Source organism: Flammeovirga sp. EKP202 (genome assembly GCF_014534745.1).
GTDB lineage: Bacteria > Bacteroidota > Bacteroidia > Cytophagales > Flammeovirgaceae > Flammeovirga.
Genome location: NZ_JACVVP010000025.1, coordinates 69,583 through 89,050, shown reverse-complemented (window position 1 = coordinate 89,050; position 19,468 = coordinate 69,583). Strand labels below are relative to the sequence as shown.

At 29.7% G+C, this 19,468-nt stretch carries 9 protein-coding genes; all 9 read left to right on the top strand.

From position 1 onward, the window contains the following. Positions 1-124 precede the first annotated feature (124 nt). Positions 125-307, top strand: coding sequence for a helix-turn-helix domain-containing protein (locus IC221_RS16140; protein WP_188169958.1), 183 nt, complete (start codon positions 125-127; stop codon positions 305-307). After that, complete coding sequence (locus tag IC221_RS16135) at positions 307-1,074, top strand: BrxA family protein (RefSeq protein ID WP_188169957.1); 768 nt, start codon at positions 307-309, stop codon at positions 1,072-1,074. Before IC221_RS16140 ends, IC221_RS16135 begins: the two co-directional genes overlap by 1 nt. After that, a complete protein-coding gene (locus IC221_RS16130; RefSeq protein WP_188169956.1) occupies positions 1,058-1,633 on the top strand; it encodes a hypothetical protein in 576 nt (191 codons plus the stop codon). The genes IC221_RS16135 and IC221_RS16130 overlap by 17 nt, the downstream gene beginning before the upstream one ends. Before the next feature lie 12 nt (positions 1,634-1,645). After that, positions 1,646-5,296: a BREX system P-loop protein BrxC gene (brxC, locus tag IC221_RS16125; protein ID WP_188169955.1), complete on the top strand. Its 3,651-nt coding sequence runs from the start codon at positions 1,646-1,648 to the stop codon at positions 5,294-5,296. Between the two features lie 23 nt (positions 5,297-5,319). Further along, positions 5,320-8,994: a BREX-1 system adenine-specific DNA-methyltransferase PglX gene (gene pglX, locus IC221_RS16120; protein ID WP_188169954.1), complete on the top strand. Its 3,675-nt coding sequence runs from the start codon at positions 5,320-5,322 to the stop codon at positions 8,992-8,994. 12 nt (positions 8,995-9,006) lie between these two features. Beyond that, entirely contained in the window at positions 9,007-10,824 is a 1,818-nt protein-coding gene (locus IC221_RS16115; protein WP_188169953.1) for an ATP-dependent endonuclease, read from the top strand. Position 10,825: 1 nt separating this feature from the next. After that, complete coding sequence (locus tag IC221_RS16110) at positions 10,826-13,066, top strand: PglZ domain-containing protein (protein ID WP_188169952.1); 2,241 nt, start codon at positions 10,826-10,828, stop codon at positions 13,064-13,066. Positions 13,067-13,075: 9 nt separating this feature from the next. After that, a complete protein-coding gene (brxL, locus tag IC221_RS16105; protein ID WP_188169951.1) occupies positions 13,076-15,127 on the top strand; it encodes a protease Lon-related BREX system protein BrxL in 2,052 nt (683 codons plus the stop codon). A gap of 112 nt (positions 15,128-15,239) precedes the next feature. Then, positions 15,240-19,460, top strand: a complete 4,221-nt coding sequence (locus tag IC221_RS16100) for a DEAD/DEAH box helicase (RefSeq protein ID WP_188169950.1) — start codon at positions 15,240-15,242, stop codon at positions 19,458-19,460. Positions 19,461-19,468: the final 8 nt, after the last annotated feature.

The following is a 19,468-nucleotide window of genomic DNA, read 5'->3' as shown; positions in this document are numbered from 1 at the left end:
TGTCTTAGAAAATGCTAAGTGATTATACATTTTTTATTAAAATTTTGGTTGTTAATTATGTTATTTATATCTCATTTTTCAAGACATTTTTATATATTCATACTTTGATAAAGTATTCGAAAAAATGAATAGAATTAAAGAAGTGTTAGAGGAAAAGGGGATAAAGCAAACTTGGCTTGCTGAAAAGTTGGGTAAGAGCTATAATATGGTCAATGCCTATGTGCAGAATAGACAGCAACCCCGATTAGAAGTACTTTATGAAATAGCAAAATTGCTAAATGTTTCTCCTAAAGATTTGTTGAAGTAATGAAATTGAATACTGATATAAATGTAGTTGGAGGAATTCCTGATTTCTACATGTTATACAAAGCATTACCCTTATTAAATGAAGATAGATCAAGGGTGAAAAATTTGATTGTAGAGAGGAATGAATTTGAGCTTCGAACAGAGAAGTCTAGAGAAAGGTTTATGCATTCATTATATTCTGCTTTTTATACTGAAAATAAGGATATTAATAAGTTGTGTCTAAACTTGATTCAGTATTTTGAGAAAGACGAACAGTCCCAAGCATTAATTTGTTTTTGGTTATTTAGTATAAAAAATGATCTATTTTTTGATCTAAATATTAATGTCTTTTTAAAGAGTTATTTCCAAGGTAAAGTAGGGCTTACTTCAAATGATGTTTTTGCTTATCTAAAGGAAGAGATTTTACCCAAAGCAGAAAATGTTAAGTGGTCAGAAAGTACATTGAAGTCTCTTTCATCAAAATACCTTACAATATTAAAGAAATTTAATCTCGTTGATGGTGTAAAACAAAGAACGTTTAAGACACTCACTATTACAGATGAGTTATTAGCGGTATTTCTTCATATCCATTATTTCAACGAAAAGAAAAATAACAATCTATTAAAAGATGACTTCGTGAAGTTGTCTTTTATATCACAAGAGTCACTGGTGGAAAGAATAAAGAAAATAGCTGGTAAAGGTCATATACAAATGAGCTATTTAGGAACTTCACTTTATATAGAACCAAAATATTCAATCAACAACATAATCGATGGCATATTTAGATGAATACAGAGCCAAATTTGACAACCTGAGAATTTGTCTTGATACTACAAATAGAAATCAACTACGAAGAAAAGCTAACGGGGGTAATTGCCTGCTCTTTACCTATCCTCCAACAGAGGAAGAGGAGTATATTACCAAAGCAAAGGAAATTTATAATAGTGATGAGTATGTCTTTATTGATGTTGCAGAACTATTTGTAAAATATATAGACCAAGATGGTTGGGAAGACTTTAAAGAATATTATAAAGATTTTTCAACTACACCTCATATTGTTTTTAGATCAGATGATGACGAAAAAGACTTATTTGATTTAATAATGGATAAAATAAATGAATGTGGTCTTGCAGAAAAAACACCAATATTAATTAGAACAGGAGTTCTTTATGGTACAGGCATAGAAAATGTCAATATCATGGAGGATAAAATTGTTATGGGTATGAAGCACCCTTTAATCATTTTTTACCCATCTGAAATAAAAGATGATACCCTTTATTTTTTAGGCATTAAGGCTGCATCTAAATATAGATGTACCATTGTTGACGAAATCAATTCAGTAGATTAAAAAAATAAGAAGATGAAAATCGAAGATATATTAAAAATAGATTTAACAGAAGATATTAAAAATGTAATTGACTTAGAAGATTCTTCTGAAGATGAAATTCAACATGAAATAGAATCTTACATTATTACAGACGGACTTGGTAAACACCTTTCCTCTTTTGTAAGTCAATATACAAGTAACATTAAAGAAACTGGTGTTTGGATTTCAGGATTTTATGGATCTGGTAAATCTTACTTTGGTAAAATGTTAGGTCATATTTTAGGAAATCAATCTATTAATGGTACTAATGCGAGAGATCGATTTATTCGTAGACTTAGTGGCATCAAAAATGAGTCGTTGATTGAAAATGATCTTAGAAATTTAGATGCAGTTCCATCAAAAGTTATTTTCCTGGATGTTGCAAAACAGAATACTGATAATGGTCTTGCATTTACATTATTCTCAAATTTTCTAAAGCACCTTGGATTCAGAAATGATTTATATGGCTACATGGAATATGAATTATTTATTGAAGGCAAGTTAGATGAATTCATACAAAGTGCTGAAAAAGAGATTGGTCAGCCTTGGATTGAAATACGCAAAAGTAACAGAACCATTGCAAGAGCAATGAGAAGAGGTTATTTAGCAATGGGATATTCTGAAGCTGAATTTGACGATACTAAAAATGTATATACAGAAAATATTAAAGCATTTTCATCAAGTAAACTTAAAGATGAGTTAGAAAAGTATCTTGTAAAGTTACCGGATGAAAGAATAGTATTCATTTTTGATGAAACAAGTGAGGCAATCAGTCAGAAAAAATTCACATTACTTGATCTAGAAGGTATAAGTGAATCATTATCTAGTATTAGTAGTAAGGTTTGGACCATAGCAATTGCTCAAGAAAAACTAGATGATGTAATTAATAATGCCAATGTCAATAAATCTCAGTTGATTAAAGTGACAGATAGATTTAAGACTAAAATGCACTTAGAATCTACAGATGTAGATGTTATTATCCGTAGTAGATTATTGCAGAAAGTTGATGGTCAACAAAAAGTATTAGAAGAGTACTATAATAAACATGAAGGATTAGTTTCTGATGCTACCAATTTAGCATCTAAATTTCCTACAAAAACAAATGGAGCAAAGGAGTTTGCTACTTATTATCCTTTCCATAAATATCAATTTGATCTATTACAAAAGTTCTTATTTAGTTCAAATGCTTTAGTAGCATCTCAAATAGCAGCAAGAGGTATGATCATCACTACTTTCGATGTTTTAAGAAAACAGATGAAAGGAGATGAGCTATATGACTTTGTAAATGCAGTAGATTTATGTACTGAAGCTCAAACAGCTCCTCCTGCTGATTTGGTGAACAAATATGATAATGCAAAAAAGATAATTGAGAGTGAAGATGTCTCTATCAATGGTGAAAAGCTTTTAAAGACAATTCACTTCTTAAATGATGCCGAATTAGTTCAAGTAACTGTAGAGAATATTACTAAATCTTATATCTCTGACTTTAATAAATACTACGAAGTAAAACCAGAGATAGAAAAAGCGTTAGAAATTTTAATAGAAAGTAAGATTCTATTAAAGGCGAATAATCAATATAAAATCACTTCTTCTTTAGAGGGAAAACTTCTAGAAGAAATGAGGGATATTAATATTGAACTTCATGTGAAGAAAAGAGAGTTAGTAAGCTATTTAAAGAATACAAATATCTTTAGACCAATAGCAACGATCAATGATGATTCGGTGACTTATAACTTTAGTATTTTAACTGATCTTGATGATGAGATTATTGGTTCTAATAACAAAGAACTACGATTTGTCTCTTATTCATTGTATAATATCAATGAAGAGAATAGACAAGATTTTGTGGAATCAATAAAAATGGAAACACAGGGTAATAAGAAGCAAATTACCTTAATACCACAAAATAAAGACTTTGATAAGATCGATAAGCTGATTACTGAAGTAAAAAGGTATGAGGAAATGGATTCTAAATACGGAGCTGATAGTGATCAGAATAAACGTAGTATTATTCGTGACTTTACTACGATTAAGGAAGAAAAGATTAAAGAGCTACAAAGCTTAATTGAAGATGCATATCATGAAGGTGATGTCGTCTACCTATATGATAATACACTTTTAGATAAAGAAACATTCAAGACTGAAATTAATCAGGTTCAGAAAAGATTAATCAAAAATATATATACTAAAAAGTTATCCACTCAACTCTCAGAGAGTATAGGACCCAAACTTTTGAAAGAAAGGAGTAATGATAAACTGTCAAGATTATTGACTGGTGAAGAGTTCAAATTCTTTGATACTAAGGGTAACTTTATTGGTGAAGGTTTAAAAGTTGTAGAAGAGATCACCCACAAGGTTAATGGTAAATTTATTGATGGTAAAAGTCTAGAAGATGAATTCACTTTAGCCCCTTGGGGATATGGATATGGAACTATTTTATCTACTTTAGCCGCAATGTTTAGGGCTGGTAGATTAGTGGTAAAAACGAGTGATGGAGATTATTTTAACTTTAATGATGCTATAGCTCAAGAAGTTTTCAATAAGACTGCAAAGTTTAAAAATGCACGTTTTAAAGCAATTACAAAGTCTCTTTCTTCAAGTGAGAAAAGTGATGCTGTAACTAATTTGTTAGACCTTAAAGCAGATAAAGTTTTAAGTAAAAAAATAGATTATTCATTAAGTGATTTTGAAATAGCAGAAGCAATTACAGATCTATCCAACTCTTATATTACTCAGGTGAAAACATTAGAGTCTTCTCAGAAAAGCTTTAATGAATACTTTAGTGATGTTCTAGGTTATAGATCTATGCTTGTGAAGCATACGAACAAAACAACAGAAAGTAATTATATAGAGAAAGTCCAGAAGTTTCTTGAAGAGTACAGCACATTTAAAGAATCAGTGAAGTACATCGGAAAGGTTGAGAAATTTATAAAGAATAACCTTGATAAGTTAAAAGGCTATATCCGTTTTGTAGTTGCTGTTAAAGCTGAGATGAAAAAAGCTTATCTTAGGAATGATATAATAACTGATACAAGCAACGAATTTGACCAATTAAAAGAAGCAAATATCATCGGTAACTTTAGCGACATCCAAGATAAAGCATCTATCATTAAAGATGAATATTATGAGTTGATGAATAATAAAGCCTTTGATATGACCAGTAGATATAAGGGTATAAAAAAGAAGGTACTTGATGCCAAACATGAACTGAATTCTTACCCGGAAGATTTAAACTTCAAGAGCAAAATTAAGTTAGATGAGATCTTAAAATATTGTGAAGATAGAATCTTAGAAGATGTTACTTTAGAATATAACACTACTTGTAAAGATAGTGGCTATAGTATTTCTGATATTTTGAACTTTATAGCTTTAGCAGATCAAAAAGAAAATGAAGTTGATACCGTTTCTTTATCTTTTATAAAAGAAAAGCCACCTGTTGAGGATACTCCAAAACCAAGTACGGTGAATGAGAGAGATGGATCACATACGCCATCACCAGTAGTAAAGACACCAAAAAGGTTGAAATTAACAATCAATAATCGAGTGATGACTGTTGCTGAGTACAAACGTATCTTGAGTGCTCAATTACAAGCTATGTCACAATTGGATGATGATGATAAAGTTGATGTAGAAGTAAATGCCTAACCTAACCATAAATAAGATATAAAATGAAACTATCAGAACACGTAGACGTAATTCGTCAATTAATATATAATGCCTTTAATAACAATTTCTCTAGAATGGGTTTAGGAGAAAAGAAAAAAATGGAAGTAGAAAAAGTACTTCCAGAACTTTTACCTAAACGAGAGAAATTTGAAGATCTTATTGAAAATCATATTGGAGAAGTAGGGTCTTATGAAGAAGCCAGAGAGAAAGCCTTAGATGAATTAACTTTTACATTATTTAATAGAATTGCTGCCATAAAAGTAATGGAAGCAAGAAATCTATTTCCTCCTATTATTACAAAACAAGAGGAGAGTGGAAATAGGTCTTTTGGTCATAAAGCATGGTTAGAAAATAACCCTGATATGCGATCAGAAGAATTAGAAGGTTTAAAGGACTATTTGAGATTTGAATTTGATAAACTTGGAGTTTCAATTCCATTATATAATGCTGATTACCCTTACGCTTTATTACCTGGTGTAATCAGCTTAAATGATATCATAGATGCTTTTAATTCGGTTGAAAAGGATAATGATATAGAGGATGAAATATGGAAAAGTGATGATATTTTAGGCTGGCTATACGAAAGCTATAATAATTATAAAAAAATAGCCCACAAGGAGAGTAAGAAAAAAACGGAATACCATAAGGTGAGTGTTCAGTCTCAAGTGTATACACCTAGATGGGTAGTTGAATTTTTGGTGCATAATTCTTTAGGGAAAATGTATTTGGAAATGTATCCAAATTCAGAAATAAAAGACGAATATAAAATTGTAAATACGCCAAAAAAAAGAGTAAGAGATAAAAAACCATTACATAAAATACAGCTAATTGATCCAGCTTCAGGGTCTGGAAATTTCTTACTTTATGCTTTTGATTTTTTCTATGCTTTATACGAAGATCAAATCGATAACTATGGAGCCGATTATGATGAAGAGGATATTCCAAAGTTAATTATTGAAAATAATTTGCATGGAGTAGATCTTGATGATCGAGCTATACAATTGGCTCAGTTGGGTCTTTGGATCAAAGCAAAACAAAAAGAAAGAAGTGTAAGTAAGCTTGCTTTTAACGTAGTATCTTCTGATTTCTTTTTACCAGAATACGAAACTGTAAAACATATCTTTGAATCAGAAGGGTATTTAGAATATGAACAGAGGAAACTTTTAGAAGAGTCTTGGGAAGAATTAAGTAATGCTTATAAGTTTGGTTCATTAATTAGAGTAGGTGAAAAAATTAACCTAAAAGCCAAAGAATTAGAAGGACAACTAGAGAGGGAAGTAGGGCAACAAACTGGTCTTTTTGCTAATGTAGATGCTAGAAAATATGCTGACTTTAAAGGTGGCTTCTTTAAGAACCTTGAAAAGGCAGTGGGACAATTTGCAAAGCAGAATGGAAACACATTTTTAACTGATAAGACAAAAGATGCAATTACCTTTCTTAAAATAGTTACAAATCAGTACGATATTGCAGCTGCAAATCCTCCTTATACTGATTCAGCTGACTTTGGATCTGAACTGAAAAAATTTGTTGAAGAAAATTATAAGAAGCCTTATAAGTTTCATACTAACCTTTATTCTACCTTTATCTTAAGGTGCTATGAAATGACAAATACATTAGGTAAAGTTGCAATGATTCATCCAAGAACTTTTATGTTTATTAAAACATTTGAGGATGTTAGAAAATTTATTGTTAATAAAACGTTTATCGATACTTTTATTGATTATAGTTTAGGGAAAATCTTTGGATCTATAATGGTTGATCCTGCATTTTATGTATTAGAAAAAACACATTTAACTGATAACAAATCATGGTTTGTAGGTTTAGATCCTTATACAAGAACTCCTGAAGAAAAACTTAAAAAAGAATATACATTAAATGCTATTGATGATGTAATAAATAAAAAAGAAAATAAAGACTCTTATTTTTTATCTCAAGAAAAGATAAAACAAATTAAAACGTGGCCCTTTATTTTCTGGATATCAGATTCATTTAGAGAAAAATTTTCTTTGCCTGCTATTTCAAGTTTTGCAGATATTAAATCTGGGTTAGCAACTGCGAATAATGATAGATTTCTAAGATATTGGTGGGAGGTAGGAAAAGATTATATTTCTATTGATCATAAAATTGATCAAAAGAAATGGGTTAGATATGCAAAAGGAGGTTCATATAATAAATGGTATGGAAATCTGTGGTTAGTTGTTAATTGGGGAAAGAATGGTGAAGAAATGAGAGAAACAGGTCGAGCAGTTTTTAGAAATAAAGATTATTATTTTAATAAAGGCATAACATATTCAGCAACATCTACAAAAGGAACATCCTTTAGAGTTTTACCCAAAAATTGTGTTTATGATGTTAAAGGAGCATCAGGGTTTGTATCTAAGGGAGCTAGTTTTAATTCTATTCTAGCAACATTTAATTCTAAATTAAGTTCATACATAATTAAATGTTTAAATAGTACTGTAGAAACTCAAGTTGGTGATATAAAGAGAATACCTTATAAAGAGCCAAATGATAATTTAAAAGATCTTTTAGAAGGTTTAGTGGAAAATAATATTTCATTGAAGAAAAGACTTCTAAAATATTCTATTTATGATTATGAATTTGATACAAACCCATTAAATCTAGATGGCTCTATACAAAAGAAGCTAGAGAACTATCAATTTGAAAATTTATTAATTGAACTGATAATACTTTTACAAGAATCAATCATTGATGATTTAATACTAGAAAATTATGACTTAACTGATAATGATAAATTATTAGTTTATAAATCAAGAGGTATACATTTATCATCTTTTAGTATAAATAAATCTGAGTTTGATTTTTTAGTAAAGTCAATAGAAAAGTATAACATTGAAATCAATAGTATAACATTAAGTAGGTTTATTTTAGATAGTTCAACTTTTGACAACAATATTGACTTGAGTTTACTTAATCAAAAAAAGAATAATCTAGAATTAATATGTTCAGAGAATAAAATTAATCCTGCTAGACTCTGGTATTATATTTCTACTAATTATAATTTAAATCAAGAAAAAAAGAGTGAATTATTAACCGAATGGGTTTCGGACTATTTAATGGATCTTTTTAAATCAAGTGATGATGGGATTTTTTCACTTAATAAAAATGGTCATAATAATTTATTTATAGCTTTTATAAATCTTTTAAATACAAAAAAATGTAATCTTAGTGATTTAGAGGTTCATCTAAATCAAGATATTTATACTTATTTTGAAAAATATTTTTTCAATATTTTTTTAAATCAACTTAACCTATTTCCAAATCTGCCTAAAACCCCCTATATATGGCACTTATCCAGTGGTCCTGAAAAGGGTTTTGAATGCTATGTAAGTATTTATCAGTGGAATAGAGATAAATTAATGAGATTAAGATCTGTGTATATAGAATATAGACAAAGAACACTGATTAATAGACAAACAGATCTAGCTGATGATAATTCAGCAAATGCACAAACAGAAAAAGATCATATATTCAATCAGTTAAAGGAAATTGACATCTTTAAGAAGAAGATTGATGAACTTTTAGAAGAAGGTTATAACCCTAAATTAGATGATGGAGTTGCAAAAAATATAGCACCATTACAAAATAAAAATATGTTGTCACATGATGTTTTAAACGCAGGACAATTAAAGAAGTACTTAAATGCTGACTGGTAAACAACAATAATAATGAGAATTAATTCAATTGAAATAAAGAATTTCAAAGCTTTTAAAAGTATTGAATTCCCATGCAATCAAAACTTTAATTTTATTGTTGGTGAGAATAACATAGGGAAATCTACAATTTTAGAAGCGTTACAATTATGGAAATTAGCTTATGAAAAGCTAATTAATACTACTAACAAAAAATTCTATGGAAGAAGTACTTCAAGGTATTTACCATTCGAGGAACTATCATTTTTAAGAGTCCCAAAAATAAATGATATTTTTAATGATAAATCTAACAAGAAAGTAGAAATTCAACTAACTTTCTCTCATGCAGAGAATGCAGAGAATGCAGAGAATGCAGAGAATGCAGAGAATGCAGAGAATGCAGAGAATGCAGAGAATGCAGAGAATAATGAAGAGGGTAATAACGATGAAGAGAATGAATACAAATTGAAAATTATTCTTGAAAAACCTTCTTCAATAGATGTATATTTTAGAGTTTCATATGATAATGCAGAGGAGTTTGAAAATTATTCAGAAAAAATAGAAAATCTAGGGCTCAATCTTAGAACAGCATTATTTATTTATAAAACACAACCAATCTTTCATTCAATAAAGAATGAACCTTTTTATAATAAAGCTCAATTATTAAAAAAGATAAGTTTAAGTAAGTCTCATGAAGTAATAAGAAATAAAATCTTAGAATGTTATGTAGATAAAAAATTTGAGAAACTTGAAGAAAGATTGGAAAGTGTCTTTAAGAAAAAGTTCAAATTAAAATTTAAGAATAGTAATAAAACAGATGAGGAATATGTTAGAATTACTATTGAAGAAGAAGGTAAAAAGGAAATAGATATTTCACTAATAGGAAGTGGTGTATTACAGGTTATAGAAATTTTTTCAACACTACAGTTTATAAATAAAAAAGATCATTGTATCAATATATTATTAATTGATGAGCCCGATTCGCATATTCATGCCAACTTACAGTCAGCATTAATCGACGAATTAAGATCAGATGGACATAACCAAGTTTTTCTTGTGTCTCATAATGACAAATTGATTAACAAAGCAGATGAAGGAGAATTGTTTTTTATTAATGAACATTCTCTTGAAGAAGGACAAATTATAGCAGTTCCTACTGATAGTTATTCTTCTGTAACTTCTGAGCTTGCTAGTGAATTATTAAGTTTGGAAGCAGAAGATAGGGATAAAATAATTGTTATTACAGAAGGTAAAACAGATCAAAAAATTTTAGAACATGCTTGGTCTGTCTTACACCCTGAAACAAACTCACCATTTGTATTTATTTGTTCAGGTGTTCATTCAGATGAAACAAAGAGAGAAGGAAATGCAGATCAAGTTAGAAGGACAATTGAATTAATGTCGTCTATTGTAGATGAGAATATTAAAATAATAGGTCTTTTTGATAATGATAAAGAAGGTAACTGTCAATTCAAAAGTGTTTCTACAAATGCGTTTTCTGTTTATTCAAGTGAAGAAATATACAGAAAGCATAAGACAAAGAACATTTTTGCACTTATGTTACCAGTCCCTGAACATAGATCAATATTTAGTTCATCTGATGATATAAATCAAAAATATTTTGTGATAGAGCATTATTTTTCTAATGAGGTTTTAATAGAAAATAATATGAAAGGTGCTAACATATTAGGTACAGAGGTTTTTAATATTGTTGGTAATAAAAATACCTTTTCTCTTACTGGGATTTCAGAATTAGATAATACTGCATTTACTCATTTTGAAATATTATTTAGTTATATGATAAACTTGTATGAAGAGGTGGAGACTACTGAAGCATTAACTGAAACACACTAACATGATAGATAACTGGTTTAAAGAAGACATTGAATACATCTATAAGTCACATAATATAGCTGTAATAATAGATCAATCTAGAGAGGGACAATTTTTAATTGACTTAATAAAGGAAAACTATACATTTTACCTTATTAAAGATGAATTAGATGATCTAAAAGCAAAATATGAGATAGAAAAAAACAAGAAACAGAGTAAAAAGTTTCTTATCTATACCCATTTGCCCAAAGATAAATTAAGGTTTTTAAGAGAGTATTGTGAAACAAATGGCAGTTTAGAAATAAAATACTTTGAAAACTATATCAAGGAGAAAGTTCATGACCATTTGAAACTTAATCTAAATATACCAAAAGAAGAACTTATTTCAGCTGCTAAGGTGAGCTTGGGTAATGATCAAACATATTGGATGGATCTAAGCCATAAGGGGACTGGTGAGATATTTAATCTTGAAAAAGAGTTACTTTCATTTATAGATGATCCTCATGAGTATGTTCAAAAATACGATGTTAAAGTTCAAGAAGTTTTTTATAAGAAAGTTAATGAACTCATTGGCCAAAATTACATTCCTAAACCAGTGGAAACACTGGCCAAAGAAGTTGTATTTACCCTTTTTGATGGATTATTAGAAGGAAATCCTAACAAGACTTTATTTGAAGTCTATAAAAAATGGTTGGATAGTAAATCTTGTCAACAAAGTTTAGAAAACTACCTAAGTCAATATACTTTAAAACAGAAGTCAGATATCTATTCGATACATCCAGATCATCCATTCTTAGATATGGATAAATTATGGTTAGAAAACCTTGGAGAAAATTTATCTGATAAATCATATCAAGCGAAAGCCTTATCAAAGATCAGACAAAGAATTAAGTCTAAAGCAACAAGACACCTACAAATAAATTTCTGGACAGAAGTAGTAGAATTAATCACATTTGATAGGAATCAAATAGCAATGCTAGAATCTTTGGAGGATTGTATCAAATTCTATAAAGATAAATTCTGGAAGCTAGACCATGCAATACGCGTATTATATGCATCTTTCTTAGAGAGTAGAAAAATTATCACTCCATTTCAACAACATTATAAAGAAAGTATAGATCTATTTTTTCATAAATGGTTTGCGTTCGTAGAGAACTACAAGTCTACTCAAACTGGTAAGCTTAAAACTATTATTGAAAACACTTCCAATAAGCTTGCAATAGTTGTAGGTGATGGATTGTCTTATGAATTTACACAAGATATTATTCAGAAGGTCAATAATAAATATAAGCTAAATAGAAAATTTGATATTATGTTGGCAGGTTTGCCTTCTGAAACCGAGCATAATATGAGTCAGCTTTATGTAAATACAGGGGATGTATTTAGCACAAAAAGAGAAAGAGAGAATTATCTTTCAGGACAGTTCCCAGATAAAAATATGGGGTTTGTTGATCTTGAGTCAGTAACAGAATTGACAGATAAAGATTCGGTGCTTATTTGTAGTTGTAAAGACCCAGATAAACTAGGGGAGACGTATCAACAAAAAGCATTGAAGTATTTTGATAGCATAGCATCACTTTATGCTCAAAAAATTGAGCAATTACTACAGAATGGCTATAGTGAAGTACATTTAGTAACAGATCATGGTTTTGTACTTACAGGCTTATTAGAGGAATCAGATAAAATTGAATTTTCTAGTTACGGAGATGTTCAAAAAAGTGAAAGATATATCTTGTCTAATTCTCAACAAAGCATAGATAAGAACTTATATATTGAAAGAGAAATCAATACTAAAGGATATAAATATGCTTATTTCTCTAAAAGGTTAGGACCTTTTAAAACTCCAGGTGTATATGGTTATAGCCATGGTGGGTTAACTCCTCAGGAAACAATTATACCTCATTTAAAATGGGAAAATACGCCTTCAAGTACTTCAAGTAAATTAAATGTTGCAATAGACAATAAAAGAGATTTACAAGATGTGACTGGAGACCTATTCGGTTTGAAAATTAAAGCAGAATCAGAGACACTTGATGCTTTTTCAGCCTTTAGGAAAATAATATTACTATTCTTCCATAACGGAGAAAAATATAATGAGAGTGATATAATTTCAATAAAAAGAGGTGAAGAGATAAGTAAAGAATTTCAATTTAGTGGAAAGTCTGAAATTGAAATTAGAGTTTTAGATGCATCTACGAAAGAAAAATTAGACTCTGTGACAGTAAAACAGAGTACAGCAAGAGATTTAGGAGGATTATTTTAATATAACATCATGATAACTTTAGATAACTTAGACCACAAGCTCTTAGATAACTTTAGAGGTTACGTGGTGAAAAAAGATTTAGTACGACTTATAAAAGTAGGAGCAAACGTACCAGTATTTGTACTGGAATACCTTATTGCTAATTCTTGCTCAACGGATGATGAAGAGAAGATCAGAAAGGGAATGGAAAATGTGAAGAACGTTCTTTCACAACACTATGTAAACCCTGAAGAAAGTAATTTGATTCAATCAAGAATTAGAGAGAATGGTAGTTACAAAATCATTGATAAAATCTCAGTAAAGCTTGATACAAAGAAAGATGTCTATTGGGCTCAACTTCAAAATAGTAATATCAAGGATGGTGTCATTTCTGATGAAATGGTTAGTGTTCATGATAAGATGCTAATGGGAGGTATTTGGGCTATTATAGATGTAGAGTATGATCCCCTTAGCAAAGAAGGGAATACGATGCACCCTTTTGTCATTAAAGAAATTAAACCTATTCAGTTATCAACTTTTGATAATTCGAAGATTATCCAAAAAAGAAAGGAATTTGATAAGAAAGAATGGGTCAATGTCCTTTTAAGAAGTTGTGGTTATGAGCCGGAGTCTGAAGGAATGAGTGATAGAGTAAAAATGTTACTCCTATCAAGATTAATACCTTTGGTTGAGGCTAATTTTAACTTTATTGAGTTAGGACCTCGATCAACAGGTAAATCTTTCGTATTTAAAGAATTAACACCCTATGCTGTGTTAGTATCTGGTGGTCAAGGTACAGTAGCAAAACTTTTTGTACATGGTAGTACAGGTAAAGTTGGAGCAGTCGGTCAGTGGGATGCCATTTGTTTCGATGAAGCTACTGATAAAATTTTTAAGGAGAAAGATGCTATTCCATTAATGAAAGATTATATGGAGTCAGGCTCATTCTCAAGAGCTGGTGCAGGTGGAGAAATCACAGGCGTAGCCTCAATAATATTGAACGGTAACATTAATCAACCTGTAGAAACAGTTCTTCAAACTAGCCATTTGTTTAGTCCCCTTTCAGCAGAAGTAAGTAGCGATACGGCATTTTTAGACAGAATTCACTTTTATCTGCCTGGATGGGAAATGATAAAATTCTCACCTAAAAACTTTACAGGTGGTTTTGGCTTTAGTACAGATTACTTTTCTGAATGTCTTAAATCATTTAGGAAATTTACCTATACAGATGAACTTGATAAATACTTTACATTAGGAGCTCATTTAAAACAAAGAGACACAAAGCCTGTTAAGAAAACTGTTTCAGGTTTTATCAAACTTCTTCATCCAGATGGTAATGTAAGTAAGGAAGATGTAAGACAATATCTTGAAATAGCTATCGAAATGCGTAGAAGAGTTAAGGAACAACTCAAACGCATTGGAGGTATGGAGTTCTGGGATACTAACTTCTCTTATATTGATAAAGAAACCCAAGAAGAGACATTTATTGGTCTACCAGAGGAAAAAGGGTCAGCACTCATTGAATCAACACCACTTCCTCCAGGAGTTTGCTATTCATGTACAAGTGATGGAGATAATCTAGCATTAGTAAGAATAGAAGTTGTAACAACTCAAGGTTCTGGTAAATTGAATATATCAGGAGTAAGTAGTACGGCTGTAAAAGAGAACATAAAAAATACATTCCAATACATTAAGGCAAATGAAAGTTCAATTTTAAATGAACAACATTCACTTAAAAACTTTGACCTAACAGTACAAATAACTAAAGTTTTAGGCTCAACATTAAGTACAGGTATCGGTTCGGCAGTATATATGGCTATTATATCATCTATATATAAAAAGAACCTAAAACCAGGTCTAGCAGTATTAGGAAACATCTCTATCGGTGGAGCAATTGAAAGAGCCATCAATTTCAATGATAAAGTGACAATGCTCTCTGAAAACGGGGCAAAATCAGTCATTGTACCTATGGACAATCTTACAGAACTTGCAACTGTACCGGCCAGCGTATTAGGTAATACGGATGTACCCTTTTATTCTAATAATAATATGCTAATGCAAAAAGGTATCTTGGGGGATTAATGATCCTCCAAGGTATTCTTGGATTTAAATTGAAATACAATAATATCTAATAAGTTAATGGTTATTGAGATGTTAGAAAAGTTACTTATAGATTCTTTAACCCCCTTGAATAATGGATCAAAAATTAATTAGTATCAGTCAAGCAGCAAAAAAACTAAATGTAGATCATCGAACTCTTATAGAGCAATTAAAGAAGAATGATATTGATGTAGGGTCATCTCTTCATGCAAGGATTACTGTTGAACAATTTGAGTTATTGAAAAGAATAAACTCACAATCTAATGAATTGAAAGAAAATAAAGGATTTTTCTCTAAGCTTTTCAAAAATAATAAAAAACTAAAAGTTGATTCTTCATTAAGTGTAAATGAAGATCATATTAAGAAAGAAGAAAATACAGAAATTCCTAAAGCTAGACCCAAATTAAAAGTAGTAGGTAAAATAGATCTATCTCATAAAAAAAGTATAGATGATGATTCAGATAAAAAATCTTTCAATCCTTTAGATAATAAGCCCAATATAAAAACTGATAATGATTCTGAAATAAATGCGAAAGCAGAAGAAATAAAAGGATTAACTGTTTCTGGTAAAGTAGATCTATCATCTTTTGAAAATAGAAGGAAGAAGAAACAGAGACCAGGAACTTCGGATAGTAATACAGGTCAAAAGAAGAGAAAGAGAAAGAGAGTTCCTGTTGGTGGTAATTCTGAGTTAAAACATAATACTGAACAAAGAAGTACTATAGAAAAAAGAGGTAAAAGAAATGACTATAAAGGAAGTTATAAAAAAGGGGAATATCGCAATAAGTATAAAGGACAAAAGAAAGAAGAACAAAGGAATCCTACTGAAGAATTATGGTATAGCTATATAGATGCTAAACAAAAGATGTTAGCAGATAAATTAATGCCCTATAGAGTATTAGAAGAAGGACAAGAGGTAAACAAAAAATTCGTAAAACTAAAGTTAGATGACTCATTCCCTGTAGATAAAGTGAAAAATGTAATTAGGGGAAAATTAGGAGATAGTATTGAAGAAATTGATCTTCAAAATGGCTTTGTGAATTGTGAGTTTGGCTCCAAATTTCCAAAAGAAAAACTAGAAGAATTAGAATTAGACCTTAAACCTCTCTTTTTTGAATTCACACCCAAACCTGTTATTGAAGGATCTATAAGAGCAAAGAAAAATATTTTTGAATTTGTTAGTAATCAATTAAAAGAAAATGGAATAGATGTACAATTTCAAAACCATAAAAGTGATAGATTTTCTTTCGCACAGTTAAAACTAAAAGATATTGAGGCCTTCGATAATGTAATTTCTAATCATGGATTATCTAAATACTTCAAAAGGGAAGAGAGTTTTGGTGTAAAATTTATTAGTCTTATGCCAGATTTAGATGCATGGTTAAGGGATAAAGTAAAGTCTAAAGGTTTTGAAAACTCATTTGAGTTTTATTCTTATAGAAACCCTGAAATGAATATATTTTCTATAGGTGTTATCAATAGTAAATTAACTCAGGATAGAGAAAAGGAGTTATTGAATGAATTAGGTTTTGAAACTAATTATAAAGAATGTCAGTATGAACTGATTGTAAAAAAGAGTAACAAGGACATCGTAGTAAATATACTAAATAAAGAATTTTTACACGACAGTTTAATTATAACAGAAGAAGATATTGAAGATTCTACCTATTCAAAAATAAAGCTTAAAAAAACAATTTTTGGTATATACAATGGAATAGAGGAAGTCGATATCCACTCTTATCTATTTGGACAACATTTAAAAAACATAGATGGGGTTCACCAGGTATATTATCAAGTTGTAAGAAGATACTTATATAAGAATGGATTAAATAGTTGTAATAATACATTTAGAATTGAATATAGTAATGAGATTTCTGAATCTTTATCTAAACTTAAAAATGTTCAATTTAGATCATTCTTTCATCCTTTATATTTTGAGGTTAGTAATCAAACGGAATTTGATGAAGCAATAAGTATATTGAATGCTTTACCTAATCTGAAAAATAACTTTAAAGATGATACTGTACCCACATTTAAAATAAGAATTGAAGCTATAACGAAGATAACTCAATATGAGAAAAATTTGATTGATCATTTTCCTGATATTGAAACAACTATTTCACCAGAAGGCGACGAGTTGTCATTCAAGTATTTTTATGATCTAAATAAGGTAGATTATCATGATCTTTTAGATTACTTTGAGAAAAGAAAAGGTGAAGATTATTTCTCTACTGAAATCAATGGAGAATTTGAAGTTAAATTTATTTTAAAGCAGAGTGATGAACTAAGAAAAGAAATATTAAATTCTAATTTTAAAGGTTTCATTGGGGATGACTTTTTCATTAACCGTCATTATGATGATAAAACACCTCAATTAAAATTAAGAGAATATAAATTTCCTGATTTAAAATTTGAGATTCTTGAATCATCTTCAAGTTTAGGAAATATAAGAGATATTTCACCATCACTAAAAGGAGATGTAGAAAAAATATTACGTCTAGAAAATACTGTTAAAACATTATCTAAAGATGGAAGAGGTGGTAATAATAATAGGTTTAAAGATTTCATTTTTGATTCTTCTAAAGCAAAACCGATAGAAGATAAATCAAAAATTAAATTAAATTCTGATGAGTATTTTAGATTAAAGGATAGGGCGAATACTAAAACATTAAATGACTCTCAATGGGGTGCAGTTTTAAAATCTCTTCATGCCGAAGATTTAGTATTATTACAAGGTCCTCCAGGTACAGGTAAATCAAGTACCATTTCAGAAATTATCTGGCAACACTTATTAGATGACCAGCAACATAGAATACTTCTTACTTCAGAATCAAAACTAGCTGTAGACAATGCTATTGATAGAATTGATATAAGTAATAATAACCTTATAAAGCCAATACGATTTGGACGGAATATCGAACCAGAAGGGATGAAGTTTTCTATAGATTTAATTAATAATTGGGCAAATAAAGAAAGAGATGAGGAACCTGAAGAGTATAAATCAATAACTCAAATATGGGTTGAAAATATAGCAAGAAGAGTATCAAAATCAGAACGTAATATCGATCCTAGATTATTTGAAGAAATTCAAAATAGACTTATAAATCCATCTAAATACCTAAGAAAGTTATTTTCGGAAACCTATTTGGAATATGTTAATGTTGTAGGGGCTACGTCTGGTTCAATTGGAGAGAAAAGTTCAGAGGGAAAACCAACAGGCTTTTATTATTCTTACGTAGAAACATTTAAGCACCATAAGAACAAAAAATCAAAAAAAAGTAAGCATAATATTTGGTTTGATACTGTAATTATGGACGAAGCTAGTAAAGCTGTGCCTCCTGAATTAGCATTGCCCTTAATGTATGGAAATAAGTCAATAATTGTAGGTGATCATAGACAATTACCTCCAATGCTCGATGAAAACGAAATCAAGCAGGGATTAGTAAGAGTTCGACAAAGTAAATTACTTAAAAATATAACTGAAAAAGAGTTAAATGCTTCTCAATTTGAAAAGCTGTTTTTAAATCCCAATGCTGACTCATCAATTAAAGCAACATTCGATACACAATATAGGATGCATCCAGATATAAATGATGTTATCAAACAGTTTTATGTTGAAGATGGAGGATTAAACTGTGGTTTGCCAAGTAATAATGTTAATTCACCTGATTTTGAAAACAAGATGTCAAGGTATCATGGAATTACGACATTTGATAATAATGGTGATGAGTTTATAAATCCAGATGTACATGTTATGTGGGTCGATGTAGATGAGCCAGAAGTCAAAGAAGGTACTTCGAGGATTAATATAAAAGAAGTTGATGCTATAAGAGGGGTTTTAAAAAGTTTTGAAAACTCTGAATCTTTCTTAAAATTTCAAGAAATTCAAAAGTCAGCTGAAGATAAAGAGATAGGCGTGATTAGTTTTTATGGTAGACAACTTAATTATCTAGATGAACTTAAAGAAGAATTTAATATTCCTCTGAGAGTTCGAACAGTTGATAAGTTTCAAGGAATGGAACGTAATATTGTTATTGTTTCAATGGTTCGAAGTAATAAAATCGCAGATAATTCATTTGCAATTCCAAATTTAGATCTTTATCCAAATAATAAAGGTTATAGACCCCAGGAAACGTTAGGATTTGCAGAATCTCCAAATAGATTAAATGTAGCATTATCAAGAGCTAAAAGACTTCTTATTATTGTTGGTAATAAAACACATTTTTCAAGACATTCTATATATAATAATGTAGCTAATACAATAGAGGAAAATCCTAACTCTAAGATTATTGATTATAAACTAATTGAACAATAGACCTAATT